Origin of the sequence: Streptomyces bottropensis ATCC 25435 (assembly GCF_000383595.1) — a bacterium.
In the GTDB taxonomy this organism is placed as follows: Bacteria; Actinomycetota; Actinomycetes; order Streptomycetales; family Streptomycetaceae; genus Streptomyces; species Streptomyces bottropensis.
In genome coordinates this window covers 4069893-4083603 of sequence record NZ_KB911581.1, presented here as the reverse complement: position 1 = coordinate 4083603, position 13711 = coordinate 4069893, and the positions used below count along the sequence as shown (strand labels likewise).

Sequence of the window (13711 nt, the reverse complement as noted above, 5' to 3'; positions counted from 1 at the left end):
CCCCCTGCTCCGCTACGGCCCGCTGAACGCGAACGGCCACGAGAACACCGCCAGGAACCACCAGAAGCCGGGCGGCCGTGCTCGACGAGCCCCACGCGGACGCCTGCAACCACACCGGCCGGCCCCACACGGCCAGGCCACGAACGACGACGAGTTCCGTACGTGGCGCCCCCTCCTGCCCCCTGACCATGTGTCACATCGACCTTCCCGGCCAGCACCCCGAAGGAGCCGTGGACGCCGGGCACATGCTCGGCGCGACTGGCATCTGCGTAGGTACGCTCGGGGCGCCGAGGGATCTGCCCGACGACTGTTTCGACGGCCGTCCTGTGTCCTGCCGGGTTCGGGACATGTGTCGCGGGCGGAGGCGTCACTCGTCCCGGTGGTCACCCGCGACGTGGGCGATCCGCGCCGTGCGGCGGACCTCAGCCGCGTGGCGGTACGAGTCCCTGTCGTACGGCGAACAGCGCCGCCTGGGTCCGTGACGTGAGGCGGAGCTTGCGCAGCACATTGCTCACGTGCGTGCGGGCCGTACGCTCGCTGATCACCAGTTCGTCGGCGATCTGCTGGTTGGACCGTCCCTCGGCGACGAGGACGAGGACATCACGCTCGCGGCCGGTGAGCGCGCCGAGCCCGGTCGGCGGCGCCACGATCTCCTGGGTGAGCCCCCGGGCCACCGCGGGGTCGAGGAAGACCTCGCCCCGTGCCGCCGCGCGGATCGCGGAGACCACCTCGCCGGCCTCGGCGTCCTTGAGCAGATAACCCGCGGCCCCCTGGGCGAGGGCGGCGTGGACGCGTTCCATCTCGCCGAAACTGGTGAGCACCACGACCCGTACACCGGGGTGGTGTTCCCTGATCAGCCCGATCGCGGTGGAGCCGTCCATCCTGGGCATGAGCAGGTCGATCAGCACCACGTCCGGCAGCTCGCCGTGGGCGGCCATCGCGTCCAGCCGGGCGAGCGCCTCCTGCCCGTCGGCCGCTTCCGCGGCGGCCTCCATGTCGTCCATGACTTCCAGGTAGGCGCGGATGCCACGGCGTACGACGGCGTGGTCGTCCACGATCAGCACCCGGATCGGCCGGGGCTCCCCGCCGCTCAGAGCCTCACCGTCAGCGGGGTGTTCGCGGAGGTGTCCGGGTCCTCGGGGGACGGGTCCGGCACCTGTACGGGCAGGGGTACGACCACGCGCACGGTCGTACCCCGCTGAGCGCGCGATCCTATTCTCATGGTGCCGCCCCATCGTTCCGCCCTTTCCCGCATGGTCGTCAGTCCGTAGCCCTCCCCGTCTCCCCCCGTACCGACACTCCGGTCGCCTTCGGGAGGAACCGGGCGCCCGCTCGCGTCCCGCAGTCCGCGGCCGTTGTCGGAGACGCTCGCGGTCAGGGTGTGGCCGTGGACGCCGATGCGGACGGTGGCAAGGGTGGCCTCCGCGTGTTTGACCACGTTGTGGATGGCCTCCGCGACGATCCGGTAGGCGTCCTCGGCGAGTTCGGGGTCGATCGAGTCCAGTCCTCGCCCGAACCGGAGCCGGAAGTCCAGACCGGTCCGGTTCTCGGTGCTCCTGACGAGTGTGTGCACCGTCTCCTCCAGGCCGAGGTCGGCGGTGGAGGACGGGCGCAGTTCGTGCACCATCGCCCTCAGGTCGGCGAGCACGGTCCGCGAGAGCGTTCCGATCTCGTCCGCGAAGTGCCGGACGGCCTCGGCGGGCACCGGTGCGCCGCGCGTCCCGAGCACTCCCACCGCGTTGGCCTGCATGCCGATCGAGAACACCTGCTGGACGATCGAGTCGTGCAGATCACGGGCCAGGCGCTGGCGTTCGTCCTGCCGGGCTCCGTCGCGCTCGCGCTGCAACAGCGTGGCGTGGTCGACGGCGAGGGCGGCCTGTTCGGCCATGGCGGCGAGGAACTCCAGCGTGCGTGTGCCGACCTCCTGGCCCGGCGCGAAGTAGGCGTTCAGCACGCCTTCGGCCCGGCCGCGCACGATCAGCGGCACGCTGACGAAGGAGTCCCAGGCCAGTTCGCCGAGGTAGTCGTGCAGCGGTCCCCAGGCCGGGTCCGAGCGGATCTCCGCCCATCGGTGGGGGACGACGATCGGTTCGCGTTCCTTCAGGGTGTCGAGCATGACCAGCCGGGCGCCCCGGTCGCGGCACTCCAGCAGACGGTCGAGGAACGTGTCCGAGCGCCGCAGCCCGGCGGAGCCCATCAGCCGCAGTTCCCGGCCCGTGCTGTCCAGGATCAGGATCTGCACCCCGGCCAGTCCGTCGGTCCGGACGATCTGCCGGGCGACGGCGTCGAGGGTCGAGCCGAGTGATCCCTCGGAGGCCAGGGAGACGGAGGTCCGGGCGATGGCGGCGACCCTGCGGTAGCGGTGCCCCTCGTCCGTCACGTCGCGGAAGGACACGACCTTCAGGCTCGGGTCGGCCGGCAGGTTGCGGGCCCGGTAGGCGAACTCGCGGCGCGCGCCGGAGCCGGTCACCCAGTGGACCACCTGCTCGTCGGGCTGGTCCTCCAGCAGCCCCGGGCAGGCGGTGGGCTCCTGGGTGAGGGCGAACGGAGCGGGGGCACCGATCAGGTCGGTCTCCCGGCGCGCTCCGCACAGCGCGACCGCCGCGGGGTTCAGCTGGACGAAACGGCCTGCGCGGTCCACCACGGCGAGGCCGTCCACCGTCGCGGCGGCGACATCGCCCCACTCGACGAGCCGTGCAGCGGACATGGCCTGTCTCCTCATCGGCTGCGTGCGACGGAGCCCACGAAAGCGGGCCCCCGGGGGCCCACCGGGGGGCGGGGCGCACGGACTGGCGGAAGGGACTGATGGAGGGGTCGGGGTCCCTCCGACGGCAGCATCGTAGCCCGGTGCGCCGACCCCGGTACTACGTCATTTGACCTGTTCATCGCCTGCCGAAGCGCCTGGTGGGGTTCAGTCATTGATCGCGTTCCCCCTCCGACGGCACCCGCCTAGCCTGGGCATTCACCTCGCCGGATCCCGCTCTCCCCCGGAAAGGATCCGGCGAGGCCCGTGGGACGGGCTCGGCCGCGTGGTCGGTCCGAGCCCGCACCGCCTGATGTCCGAGCCCCGAGGACGAGGAGGTCCGAGGAATGGACGTGTCCATCGGCACGATCTGGGAGGCCGTCTCCCGCGCGCTGCCCGATGCCGTCGCCATCGCCGAACCCGGTCGCGTGCTGACCTACCGGGAGTTCGACGATCGTGCGTCACGGCTGGCCGCCGCGCTGGAGGACGCCGGGGTGCGGGCCGGGGACACGGTGGCCTGCTACCTGTACAACAGCGCCGCGTACCTGGAGACGGTCTTCGCGGCGTTCAAGCTGGGCGCCGTGCCGGCGAACGCCAACTACCGTTACACCGGCGAGGAGTTGTCCGAGCTGCTCACGGACGCGGACGCGGTGGCGCTCGTCTTCGGTGGCGCCCTGGCGGACCGGGTCGCGCACGCCGCCGGGCACGTACCGACGCTGAAGCTGCTCGTGAGGGCGGGGGATCCGCCCGCCGAAGGCCCGGCCGGGCCTTCGGTGCCCGAGTGGGACGAGCTGCTCGCGACGCACGCCCCGCGCGAGCCCCGGCCCCGGCCCGGCTCCGACCGGCTCTTCATGTACACCGGCGGCACCACGGGCAAACCGAAGGGTGTGATGTGGCAGCACGGCGACCTGCTCCACTCCATCCCGATCCTCCGGCGGGCCGGCGTCACCGAACTGCCGAAGACGCTTGAGGAGGCAGCGTCGATCGCGGTCGCCGCCCGCCGCGAAGGCAGAGCGCCGACCACCATGCCGGTCGTCCCTCTGATGCACGCCACCGGTCTGTTCAACACCATGGGCACCCTGCTGGTGGGCGGCCGGGCGGTCATGGCACGGCAGGGCGGACTGGATCCGGTCCACGTCTGGCAGACGCTCGCCGAGCGTGAGGTCGACACTCTGCTCGTCGCGGGCAACGCCGTCTGCCGACCGCTCGTCGACGAACTGGTGCGCGCCGAAGGCACCGGCACACCGTACGACCTGCGTTCCCTGCGCACGGTCCTCAGCTCCGGCACCGCGCTCGACGACCGGCTGAAGAAGGCGCTGCACGAACGCGCCGACGTCACGGTCCTCGACGCCATCGCCTCCAGCGAGGGCGGTCCCTTCGCCCTGGCGGTCACCTCGTCGGTGCGCGAACTGCCCGCCCGTTTCCATCCGCTGCCCGCGACCAGGGTGATCGGCGAGGGCGACCGTTTCGTCGAGCCCGGCAGCGGTGAGACCGGGATTCTCGCCTACTGCGGGCACATGCCGCTCGGCTACTACAAGGACACCGGGAAGAGCGCCCGGACGTTCCGCACCATCGAGGGGGTGCGGTACGCAGTCCCGGGCGATCTCGCGCAGATCGAGGCCGACGGCGCGATCAGGTTCCTCGGGCGCGGCTCGGGTGTGATCAACACCGGCGGGGAGAAGGTCCACCCCCAGGAAGTGGAGGACGTGCTGCTGACGCACCCCGAGGTGACGGACTGCGTCGTCGTCGGTGTCCCCGACGAGACATGGGGCGAGCGGGTGGCCGCTGTCGTCGCGGTCGGACCGGCCGCCACCGCCACCGGCGAGGAACTGCGCGACTGGGTCCGGCGCAGCCTCGCCGGTTACAAGGTCCCCCGGTCCGTCGTGCTGACGGACGTGCTGCCCCGTACGCCGACGGGCAAGCTCGAGATCGCCTGGGCCAGGAGGACGGCCCAGAACGCCAATGCGGCGGGAGGCTGACGGCCGTTCCCCGCACGACGGCCCGGGTCGACGAGGTCCTCCTCGGTCAGAACCTCACGGCGGTGGGCCGCCCCAAGGACTTCACCAAGGGACTTCGCCAAGGACATCACCAGGGGCATCACCGGGGAACCGAGAGCGCCCGCGACCAACGCGACGGCCGGAAAGATCGTCGAGCACGGGGACGTGGTCCGGGACGTGGTCCGGGACGTGGTGCGGGACGTGCCGGAGACCTCCGCGACATGCGGCGGCCTCTCAGCCCTCCGCAGGCATGCTCGTCCCCAGGGCCTTAAGCGCCTCGACCACACTGGCGATATGGGCCCGCATGGCGGCCTCGGCCTCCGCGGGATCACCGGCGGCGATCGCCTCGATGATCCGCTGGTGCTGGGGCAACGACGCACGGGCCCGGCCGGGCACACGCGAGAGCATGAACCGGTGCCGGACCACCTGGGCCCTCAGTTGCTCGATGAGCCGGTCGGCGGTCTCGTGGCCGGCGATGTCACGTACACAGCGGTGCAGGCGGGCGTTGAGGTCGCTGTAGGCGGCCAGTTCGCCGTCGGCCACCGCCTTCGCCATCTCCGCGCCGATCCCGCGCAACGTCTCGGCCCCCGCCGGGCTGATCCGCTCCGCCGCGCGGGCGGCGATCAGCCCTTCCAGCACCATGCGGGCCTCGGTGATCTGGACCGCCTCGGCGACGGTGATCTCCCGGACACGGGCGCCGCGGTTGCGCTGGATCTCCACCAGCCCCTCCGCCGCCAGTTGCTGGAACGCCGCGCGCACGCCGGCGCGGCGGACGCCGAACTGTTCGCAGAGATCCGCCTCGACCAGGCGCTGACGCGGCACGTACTCGCCGCGCAGCACCGCGTCCCGGATCGCACCGGTGACATCGATCCCGACGGGAGTACCGGGGGGAGTAACGGAAGTGCTCATCGTGTCTGGTCACCATCCACCGTGGGTTCTAGAGCGAGGAGGGCCGGTGCGTTCCGCGCGGTCGTGCGGGCTGAGCCGGCGCAAGGCGGGCCTCGCGCTCGGCGTTCACAGCCGGCGGTGCCGCTCTCCCGCGGCACGGCCGGAGCGGGGCGAGGGGTCAGTCCTGGTAGGTGACGCCGAGTTCGGCGAGCCGGGCGCGCAGTCCGTAGTGGTCCACGCCCAGCGTCCCGGAACGCAGGACCTCCCGGTTGACGGCTTCCTTCGCGATCCGCTTCTCCGCCAGCTCGGCCGCCTCCTCCGCCTCCGCGCGAGGTACGACGACCACACCGTCGTCGTCGGCGACGACGACGTCCCCGGGCCGCACGGACACCCCGCCCAGCGTCACGGGCACGTTGACCGAGCCCGGGGACGCCTTCACCGTGCCCTGCGCGGACACGGCACGGGCCCAGACGTGGAAGCCCATCTCCCGCAGTTCCACGGTGTCGCGCACCCCGGCCGCCGTGACCAGGCCGATGACACCGCGGGCGGCGAGGGACGTCGCCAGCAGTTCGCCGAACATGCCGTCCGTGGACGGGGAAGTGGTGGTCACCACGAGGACGTCTCCGGGGCGGCACACCTCGACGGCCGCGTGGATCATCAGGTTGTCCCCGGGATGCGAGCTGACCGTCACCGCCGGGCCCGCCACCCGTACGTTGTGCTGGTTCGGTTTCAGGTCGGTGCCCGCGAAGCCACGGCGGCCGATGGCCTCGTGGACGGTGGACGACCCGGCCTCGGCGAGCCGGGCGACGGCGTCCGGGGCCGGTCGGTCGATGGTCCTGACGACGACATGACGGCTGGGCATGTCTCCTCCGGTCTGATCCGGGATTGCTGTCAGGAGATTGCTTGAAGTCAACACTATTGTCAACAAAAACATTCGCGATATGGTGACAACGCGTCGTCGGCTCGTTCCGACCCGCTCGCCTCGTGCCGACGTCGAGCCACTGCGGCCGACTTCGCCGGATGCTCGTCCTCAGACACGGCATCGCTTCACGGCCGTACCTCTCGCCGCACCACCACTTGCCGAATCTCTCGCCGAACCACGTGCCGGGCCCCATGCCGCACCTCGTGCCGAACCGGACCTGCTTCCGCCAGGTCTGCGGGCAGCACGCGACTCGGCGGCCCGTCACCGGCACACAGGACCGCCGTCATCTCGGCACCCGCCGACCGTTCCGCGGACATGTCGATCCGCCCGGTCCCGTCCGACTCAAGGAGCCCCCATGACCCCCACCGCGCCCCCACCCTCCGACGACGCCCTGCTGGTGATCAGCGCGCACGCCGGTGACTTCGTCTGGCGAGCCGGCGGCGCCATCGCCCTGGCCGCCGAACGCGGTCAGCGCGCCAAGGTGCTGTGCCTGAGTTTCGGCGAACGCGGCGAGTCCGCCAAAGCCTGGCGGGACGGTCTCGGCCTCACCGAGATCAAACGACTGCGCCGAACGGAGGCCGCCGACGCCGCCGACGCGCTGGGCGCCGAGATCGAGTTCCTGGACGCCGGGGACTACCCCCTGCGGGAGACACCCGAGTTGGTGGACCGCATCGTGCACGTCTACCGGGAGGTGAACCCCGCGGTCGTCCTCACGCACACCCTCACCGACCCCTACAACGGCGACCACCCCGCCGCCGCCCGCATGGCGATCCAGGCGCGTGTGCTCGCTCAGGCGATCGGCTACGACGCGCCCGGAGAGCCCCTGGGTGCTCCCCCGGTGTTCTTCTTCGAACCGCACCAGCCCGAGCAGTGCGACTTCAAGCCGAATGTCCTGCTCGACATCACGAGCGTCTTCGACAGGAAGCGCAAGGCCATGGAGTGCCTGGCCGCCCAGCAGCACATGTGGGACTACTACACCGATCTCGCCAAGCGGCGCGGGGTCCAGCTCCAGCGGAACGCCGGTCCCAATCTGGGCCTTTCGCACGGCACCATGGGCGAGGCCTACGTACGGCTCTACCCCGAGACCACGGGGACGCTGGCATGACCGCGGCCACGCACATCTGGGTGCCCTTCCGCGCCACCTCCCTGTTCGTCGAGTTCGCACGGGGAGCGGACGCCCCGGGCCGCGCCGCCGGTCACCGGGGGCTGCTGACCGACGTCGTCCCGTCGGACGGCGTCACACGGGACGACCGGTACGGCGAGCCTCTGTGGCGGGTCGACGCGGAGCATCTGCACGCCGTGGTGGAAGCGCTGTGGAGCACGGACCAGCCGCTGCACATCCACCTCGACCAGGCCCCGTGGCACGGCCGGGAGCCCGGCGGGCGCGACGAATGACGTAGTGGGGCCTGGACCTTCCGCCGTCCGGGTCCGGTCATTAGCGCGACGACCTGCGCGTTCCCCCGGGACTACCGTCGAACGTGCCACCGCACCACCGACCGTGCCGAGGAGATGACACGCATGACGAGCCCGTCGACCGCCGCCCCGGACGCGCTCCCGCTCGGGACGGCCGCGGCAACGACGGCCCCGGCGCCACGCGCCACCCACTACGACGGCACGGTCACCGTGGTGTCCCGGCGGACGGTGGCGGACGGTGTCACGTCCCTGCTGCTCGCACCGCGCGACGGCGTACCGCTGGCGCGCTGGCAGCCGGGCGCGCACATCGACGTGGTCCTCCCCACGGGCACCGTCCGCCAGTACTCGCTGTGCGGTCCGACGGCCGTCACCGACCGCTGGCGCATCGCGGTGTTGCGGGAGCCCGACGGGCGGGGCGGATCTCGGTGGATCCACGACGAGGTCCGCGAGACGAGCGAGCTGCGGATACGGGGCCCGCGGAACAACTTCCCCCTACGGCAGGCGGCGCGGTACCTGTTCGTCGCCGGCGGCATCGGCATCACCCCGCTGCTGCCGATGATCGCCGAGGTCCACGCGGCCGGGGCGGACTGGTCGCTGCTCTACGGCGGCCGGAGCCGGGCGTCCATGGCCTTCCTGTCCGAGCTGGAGGGCTACGGAGAGCGCGTGACCGTACGGCCGCAGGACGAGTACGGCCTGCTCGGCCTCGCCGGCCATCTGGGCGAACCCGACCCCTCCGCAGTGGTGTACTGCTGCGGCCCGGCCGGCCTGATCGACGCGGTCGAGGCCCACTGCGCCACCTGGCCGGCGGGAACGCTCAACGTGGAGCGGTTCGCCGCGGCCCCTGGGCCGCCCTCGGGTGAGGGTGACGGCGAGGGCGAGGGCGACGAGCCGTTCGAGGTGGAGCTGCGCTCGTCCGGAGTGATGCTCACCGTGCGGCCGGGACAGTCGGTGCTCAGGGCCGTGGAAGCGGCGGGCGCGCCGGTCCTGTCCTCCTGCGAGGAGGGCATCTGCGGCTCCTGCGAGACAGCTGTCCTGGCGGGCGACATCGACCACCGGGACGCCCTGCTGACCGAGGACGAGCGGGCCGCCGGCGACACCATGCTGATCTGCGTCTCCCGCGCCCGCGGCGGCCGTCTCGTCCTGGACCTCTGACCTGGCTTTCCGGCCTCGACCCGCCGCCCGAAGAAGACTTCGAAGAGATTCGAAGAGAAAGGCGTTGCCGTCCATGCTCTCCTCACACGTGCGCAACGGCTGGTACCTGGGAGCCTGGTCCGACGAGATCGGCCGGACGCTCACCCGCCGCTGGATCACCGACATCCCGGTCTGCTTCTACCGGCTGCCCGATGGCGGCGTGACCGCCGTCGAGGACCGCTGCCCGCACCGCAAGTACCCGCTGTCCCTGGGCCACTTGGACGACGAGGGCACCCTCCAGTGCGACTACCACGGTTACCGCTTCGACGGGCAGGGCGTGTGTGTCGGGGTCGCCGAGCAGGCCGACCGGCCCAAGGCCGCCCTGCGCCGCTTCCCCCTGGTGGAGAAGGACGGCGTCATCTGGATCTGGCCCGGCGACCCCGACCTGGCCGACGCGCGCCTGCTGCCGGACACCTCGTGGCTGACCGATCCGCACTGGACCCACGTCCACGGCGTCGTACCGCTGAAGGCCCGCCACCTGCTGCTGGTGGAGAACCTGCTCGACCTCACCCACGAGACCTTCCTGCACCCGACGAGCATCGGCAACGCGGCCGTGGCCGCCACCCCGATCGACGTCACCGTGGACGGTGACCGGGTCGGCTTCAGCCGCCGCATGGTCGGCATCGAGGCCCCGCCCTTCTACGAGAAGTCGTGCGGGCTGACCTCGCCGGTGGACCGCTGGCAGGACGGCGAGTTCCACCCGCCCGGCATCTTCGTCCTCCACATCCGCGTCGCGGCCACCGGCACCGAGGAACCGGAGGGCTTCCACATGAAGGTGCTGTACGGCATGACGCCCGGGCAGGGCAACGAGACCCACGACTTCTACGCCCTGGCCCGCGACTACCTCATCGACGACGAGGAGCTCACCGAGTTCCAGCACGAGCAGCAGCTGGCGGTGATGCGGGAGGACGTCGACGCCCTGGAGGCCCAGGAGTTGATGTACGCCACCGATCCCGGCGGCACCGCCGAGTCCAGCATCCGCTCCGATCTGGCCGCCCTGCGCGGACGCCGGGCGCTGGCGAAGATGCTGGCCCGCGAGCAGCGGGGAAGCGTGTCGGCATGAGCGTGTTCGTCCTCCTGCACGGGGCCTGGCACGGCGGTTGGGTGTGGCAGCGTGTGGCAGCGCGGTTGCGCGCCGCCGGGCACGACGTGCACGCCCCCACCCTCACCGGAGTGAGCGACCGCGCCCACCTGCTCAGTCCTCAAGTGGGCCTCGCGACGCACGTCCAGGACGCCGTGGCCCTGATCGAGGCCCACGACCTGCGGGACGTGGTGCTCGTCGGACACAGCTACGCCGGTCAGGTCGTCACCGGCGTCGCCGACCGTGTCCCGGAGCGGTTGGCCGGACGGGTCCACCTCGACGCCTTCGTCGGCGACGACGGGGACGCGGCGATCGGCCTGCTGCCCCCCGCCGTCGCCGGCCACTACCGGGAGTCCGTGGCCGGGCCGGGCTTCGGCTGGCTCATCCCGGTGCGCTCGCTGAGCGTTCTGGGTGTGCGGGAACAGTCGGACCTGGACTGGCTCGGCCCCCGCCTCACCCCGCACCCGTGGCTGACCTACACCGAGCCGTTGCGGCTGACCGGAAAGGCCGACCACGTGCCCGGCGTCTTCGTCGAATGCACCGACTGGATGCGGGTGTTCACCCCGCACGCCGAGCGCGCCGCCGCCCGGGGGTGGCCAGTCCACGAGATCGCCACCGGTCACGAGGCCATGGTCACCGCCCCCGGTGAACTGGCGGACATGTTGCTGGATGTCGCCGGCTCCCGTCTGTAGCCCTGAAAGGTGGACACCCGCATGGAATTCCTCGTCCGCACCGAGAACACCCTGCCCCCGGACACCCCTGACGACGTCCGTGCGAGCCTGCGCGAGGGAGAGCGCGCACGGGCGCGGGAACTCCGCGAGGCAGGGATCCTGAAACGGCTGTGGCGGGTACCGGGCCGCAACGCGACCATCGGCCTGTACGAGGCGGCCGACCCGGCGGAACTGCACGACGCCCTGGTGTCCCTGCCGATGTGGAAGTGGATGGACATCACCGTGGAGGCCCTGGCCACCCATCCGCAGGAGAAGGCACCATGACCGCGCGGAGCGCTCGGGTCGCGGTGGTCACGGGCGCGGCGGGTGGGCTCGGCGGGCCCCTCGTGCGCCGGCTGGCCGCCGACGGGTTCACCGTCGCCGCCCTGGACATCACCGGACCGGACGACGCGGCGGGGTTCGACGACAGGGCAGGGGTCACCGGTGTACGGGCGTGGCGTTGTGACGTCAGCGACCCGGCCGCCACCCGCCGTACCGTGGAAGAGATCGCGGAGGCCTTCGGCGGCGTGGACGTCCTGGTCAACAACGCGGGCCTGCTGTCCGGCCGGAGCGGTCTGCTGGAGGCCACCCCGCAGGAACTGCACCGCTTCTTCGCCGTCAACGCGGTCGGACCGCTGCTCATGGTGCAGGCGTGCGTGCCGTGGCTGGTCAAGAGCACGCACGGCGGACGGGTGATCAACGTCGCCTCCCGCACCTTCTTCACCGGCTCACCGGGCCAACTCGCCTACGTCGCCAGCAAGGGTGCGCTGATCGGCATGACCCGGGTGATGGCGCGAGAACTGGGCGAGCACGGGATCACCGTCAACGCGGTGGCCCCCGCCCAGGTCGCCACCCCGGGCACCAGGGCCCACTCTGGCGACGAGGTGTTCGCCGCGACCATGCGGCAGCAGGCGATCCGGGAGTACGTCACCCCGGAGCACTTCGCGGGGCTCGTCTCGTATCTGGCCTCACCGGACGGGGCCATGGTCACCGGTCAGACGCTCGTCTGCGACGGCGGCGGGCTGCTGCGCTGAGCGGCCGCCCGGACACGACAGCGGAAGAGGAGGGAGACGAAAGCCATGTCCAGCCGCACACCCCACATCACGGGTACCTACGTCTTCGACACCGCCGACAACCGTCGGGGCCGGGCGCTGAACCGGCTCTGCGGCTCGTTGAAGGAGGCCGGCAACCGCGTGCGGTTCAGCGCGGACGAGGGCGCGTACTGCGAGGCGTACGGACTCACGGCCGAGCAGCGGGAGGCGGTCCTGGGCCGGGACTGGACGCGGATGCTGGAGCTGGGCGGCTCCATCTTCTACGTGTTCAAGCTCGCGGTACTCGATCAGAAGTCCATGCAGTACCTCGGAGGGGTGTTCACCGGCATGACCACCGAGGAGTTCGCTCAGGCACTGGAAGCGGGAGGGCGGAGCTTTGGCTGAGGTGATCTGGGGTCTGGCCACCTCGCACGTGCCGTCGATCGGTGCGGCGATGGACCGCGGGAAGACCGAGGACCCGTACTGGAAACCGCTGTTCGACGGGTACGCGCCGGCCCGTGAGTGGATGGCCCGGCATACGCCGGACGTGGCCGTGGTCGTCTACAACGACCACGCCAACGCCGTCGACCTGTCCGTCACACCGGCCTTCGCGGTCGGCGCGGCGGCCTCGTACGAGGTGGCGGACGAAGGATGGGGCAGCCGTGCGGTCCCGACCGTCGTCGGCGCCCCGGAGTTCTCCGACCATCTCATCGAAAGCCTGATCGACTCCTCCTTCGACATCACGGTGTTCCAGGATCTCGCCGTGGACCACGGTCTGACCGTGCCGTTGTCGGTGTACTGCCCCGAGCCCGGGGAGAGCTGGCCGTGCGCCGTCGTCCCCCTCCTGGTCAACGTCATCCAGTACCCGCAGCCCACGGCGGCACGGTGCCTGGCCCTGGGCAGGGCCCTCGGCGAGGCGATCCGTTCCTTCCCCGAGGACCTCAAGGTCGCCGTCTTCGGAACCGGCGGCATGTCCCATCAACTCGCGGGCGCCCGCGCGGGGCTGATCAACCAGGACTTCGACCGGATGTACCTCGACGCCATCGAGCACGACCCGGAGAAGCTGGCGGCGCTGACCCGGGAGGACTACATCCGCGAGGCCGGCTCCGAGGGCATCGAACTCATCATGTGGCTGATCATGCGCGGCGCCCTCGGGCCACGAATCCGCCGTGTGCACGACGCCTATCACGTGCCCGCCTCCAACACGGCGGCCGGGATGGTGCTGTTCGAGAATCGTCCACTGCCGCGATAGCCGGTCCGCGGGTTCCACGGCGTGCTGTGGCCGCTAGGCGTCGAGCTGGTGGTCGGCCCAGACGTAGCTGTCCGGCAGCAGGTCGGCAATGGGGACGGTCCGGGTGTGGTCGCCCGTGCCGACAATGACCCTGAGGGTGGGGAAGTAGTCGAGGAGGACCTGGCGGCATCGGCCGCAGGGCGGTACGACCCCCCGGTCGCGGTCGCCCACGGCGACGACGGTGTCGAGCTCGTAGGCTCCCTGGGCGGCCGCCGCGCCGATGAGGACCAGTTCGGCGCAGGGTCCCCCCGTGAAGTGGTAGGCGTTCACGGCGGTGATGATGCGGCCGTCCCGGGCGCGGGCCGCGGCTGCCATGGTGTGGTTGTCGCCCCGGCAGCGGGTGCGCGCGGTGTCGGTGGCGGCCCGGATGAGTTCGTGGTCGACGGGGTGAGTGTCGGCCGTCGTCGTCTTCGTCGTCGTCTTCTTCGTCGTCATCGTCTCGGC

15 protein-coding genes are annotated in these 13711 nt (G+C 71.5%); 10 read left to right on the top strand and 5 right to left on the bottom strand.

What is annotated here, in order from left to right:
- Nucleotides 1-422 precede the first annotated feature (422 nt).
- A complete protein-coding gene (locus tag STRBO_RS0118055) occupies nucleotides 423-1064 on the bottom strand; it encodes a response regulator (RefSeq protein WP_005475202.1) in 642 nt (213 codons plus the stop codon).
- Nucleotides 1065-1090: 26 nt separating this feature from the next.
- The gene (locus STRBO_RS0118050) at nucleotides 1091-2707 is read right to left on the bottom strand and encodes a sensor histidine kinase (RefSeq protein ID WP_020114553.1); all 1617 of its coding nucleotides are present in this window, start codon (nucleotides 2705-2707) and stop codon (nucleotides 1091-1093) included.
- Between the two features lie 383 nt (nucleotides 2708-3090).
- Here STRBO_RS0118050 and STRBO_RS0118045 point away from each other — a divergent pair, with 383 nt between their 5' ends.
- Nucleotides 3091-4722 carry an AMP-binding protein gene (locus STRBO_RS0118045; protein ID WP_005475205.1) on the top strand — a complete coding sequence of 544 codons (1632 nt, stop codon included), beginning with the start codon at nucleotides 3091-3093 and terminating at the stop codon, nucleotides 4720-4722.
- A 252-nt stretch (nucleotides 4723-4974) separates the two neighbouring features.
- Here the strand turns inward: STRBO_RS0118045 and STRBO_RS0118040 are convergent, their stop codons facing one another.
- The gene (locus STRBO_RS0118040; protein WP_005475206.1) at nucleotides 4975-5649 is read right to left on the bottom strand and encodes a GntR family transcriptional regulator; all 675 of its coding nucleotides are present in this window, start codon (nucleotides 5647-5649) and stop codon (nucleotides 4975-4977) included.
- Between the two features lie 157 nt (nucleotides 5650-5806).
- The gene (locus STRBO_RS0118035; RefSeq protein WP_005475207.1) at nucleotides 5807-6490 is read right to left on the bottom strand and encodes a 4-carboxy-4-hydroxy-2-oxoadipate aldolase/oxaloacetate decarboxylase; all 684 of its coding nucleotides are present in this window, start codon (nucleotides 6488-6490) and stop codon (nucleotides 5807-5809) included.
- A gap of 415 nt (nucleotides 6491-6905) precedes the next feature.
- Here STRBO_RS0118035 and STRBO_RS0118030 point away from each other — a divergent pair, with 415 nt between their 5' ends.
- From STRBO_RS0118030 to STRBO_RS0117990, 9 genes are all read left to right on the top strand, one after another.
- Nucleotides 6906-7655, top strand: coding sequence for a PIG-L deacetylase family protein (locus STRBO_RS0118030; RefSeq protein ID WP_005475208.1), 750 nt, complete (start codon nucleotides 6906-6908; stop codon nucleotides 7653-7655).
- Nucleotides 7652-7945, top strand: coding sequence for a hypothetical protein (locus STRBO_RS0118025; RefSeq protein ID WP_005475209.1), 294 nt, complete (start codon nucleotides 7652-7654; stop codon nucleotides 7943-7945). The genes STRBO_RS0118030 and STRBO_RS0118025 overlap by 4 nt, the downstream gene beginning before the upstream one ends.
- 123 nt (nucleotides 7946-8068) lie before the next feature.
- On the top strand, nucleotides 8069-9115 hold the full coding sequence (locus STRBO_RS0118020) for a PDR/VanB family oxidoreductase (RefSeq protein WP_005475210.1): 1047 nt from the start codon (nucleotides 8069-8071) through the stop codon (nucleotides 9113-9115).
- 73 nt (nucleotides 9116-9188) lie between these two features.
- Nucleotides 9189-10217, top strand: coding sequence for an aromatic ring-hydroxylating oxygenase subunit alpha (locus STRBO_RS0118015; RefSeq protein ID WP_005475211.1), 1029 nt, complete (start codon nucleotides 9189-9191; stop codon nucleotides 10215-10217).
- A complete protein-coding gene (locus STRBO_RS0118010) occupies nucleotides 10214-10927 on the top strand; it encodes an alpha/beta fold hydrolase (protein ID WP_020114551.1) in 714 nt (237 codons plus the stop codon). Before STRBO_RS0118015 ends, STRBO_RS0118010 begins: the two co-directional genes overlap by 4 nt.
- 21 nt (nucleotides 10928-10948) lie before the next feature.
- The gene (locus STRBO_RS0118005; RefSeq protein ID WP_020114550.1) at nucleotides 10949-11230 is read left to right on the top strand and encodes a muconolactone Delta-isomerase family protein; all 282 of its coding nucleotides are present in this window, start codon (nucleotides 10949-10951) and stop codon (nucleotides 11228-11230) included.
- Nucleotides 11227-11979, top strand: a complete 753-nt coding sequence (locus STRBO_RS0118000; RefSeq protein WP_020114549.1) for an SDR family NAD(P)-dependent oxidoreductase — start codon at nucleotides 11227-11229, stop codon at nucleotides 11977-11979. Before STRBO_RS0118005 ends, STRBO_RS0118000 begins: the two co-directional genes overlap by 4 nt.
- Nucleotides 11980-12024: 45 nt before the next feature.
- Entirely contained in the window at nucleotides 12025-12381 is a 357-nt protein-coding gene (locus STRBO_RS0117995; RefSeq protein ID WP_005475218.1) for a protocatechuate 4,5-dioxygenase subunit alpha, read from the top strand.
- Nucleotide 12382: 1 nt separating this feature from the next.
- Nucleotides 12383-13228, top strand: a complete 846-nt coding sequence (locus STRBO_RS0117990) for a class III extradiol dioxygenase subunit beta (protein WP_005475226.1) — start codon at nucleotides 12383-12385, stop codon at nucleotides 13226-13228.
- A 33-nt stretch (nucleotides 13229-13261) separates the two neighbouring features.
- Here the strand turns inward: STRBO_RS0117990 and STRBO_RS0117985 are convergent, their stop codons facing one another.
- Nucleotides 13262-13702 (bottom strand): cytidine deaminase family protein, encoded by a 441-nt coding sequence (locus STRBO_RS0117985; RefSeq protein ID WP_005475227.1) that lies wholly within the window; start codon nucleotides 13700-13702, stop codon nucleotides 13262-13264.
- Nucleotides 13703-13711: the final 9 nt, after the last annotated feature.

Excerpts from the sequence above, each read along its gene's own strand:
- STRBO_RS0118015 (WP_005475211.1), top strand. The coding sequence starts at position 9,189 with ATGCTCTCCTCACACGTGCGCAACGGCTGGTACCTGGGAGCCTGGTCC.
- STRBO_RS0118025 (WP_005475209.1), top strand. The coding sequence starts at position 7,652 with ATGACCGCGGCCACGCACATCTGGGTGCCCTTCCGCGCCACCTCCCTG.
- STRBO_RS0118045 (WP_005475205.1), top strand. The coding sequence starts at position 3,091 with ATGGACGTGTCCATCGGCACGATCTGGGAGGCCGTCTCCCGCGCGCTG.
- STRBO_RS0118040 (WP_005475206.1), bottom strand. The coding sequence starts at position 5,649 with ATGAGCACTTCCGTTACTCCCCCCGGTACTCCCGTCGGGATCGATGTC.
- STRBO_RS0118030 (WP_005475208.1), top strand. The coding sequence starts at position 6,906 with ATGACCCCCACCGCGCCCCCACCCTCCGACGACGCCCTGCTGGTGATC.
- STRBO_RS0117985 (WP_005475227.1), bottom strand. The coding sequence starts at position 13,702 with ATGACGACGAAGAAGACGACGACGAAGACGACGACGGCCGACACTCAC.
- STRBO_RS0118035 (WP_005475207.1), bottom strand. The coding sequence starts at position 6,490 with ATGCCCAGCCGTCATGTCGTCGTCAGGACCATCGACCGACCGGCCCCG.
- STRBO_RS0118000 (WP_020114549.1), top strand. The coding sequence starts at position 11,227 with ATGACCGCGCGGAGCGCTCGGGTCGCGGTGGTCACGGGCGCGGCGGGT.
- STRBO_RS0118010 (WP_020114551.1), top strand. The coding sequence starts at position 10,214 with ATGAGCGTGTTCGTCCTCCTGCACGGGGCCTGGCACGGCGGTTGGGTG.
- STRBO_RS0118020 (WP_005475210.1), top strand. The coding sequence starts at position 8,069 with ATGACGAGCCCGTCGACCGCCGCCCCGGACGCGCTCCCGCTCGGGACG.
- STRBO_RS0118005 (WP_020114550.1), top strand. The coding sequence starts at position 10,949 with ATGGAATTCCTCGTCCGCACCGAGAACACCCTGCCCCCGGACACCCCT.
- STRBO_RS0117995 (WP_005475218.1), top strand. The coding sequence starts at position 12,025 with ATGTCCAGCCGCACACCCCACATCACGGGTACCTACGTCTTCGACACC.
- STRBO_RS0118050 (WP_020114553.1), bottom strand. The coding sequence starts at position 2,707 with ATGTCCGCTGCACGGCTCGTCGAGTGGGGCGATGTCGCCGCCGCGACG.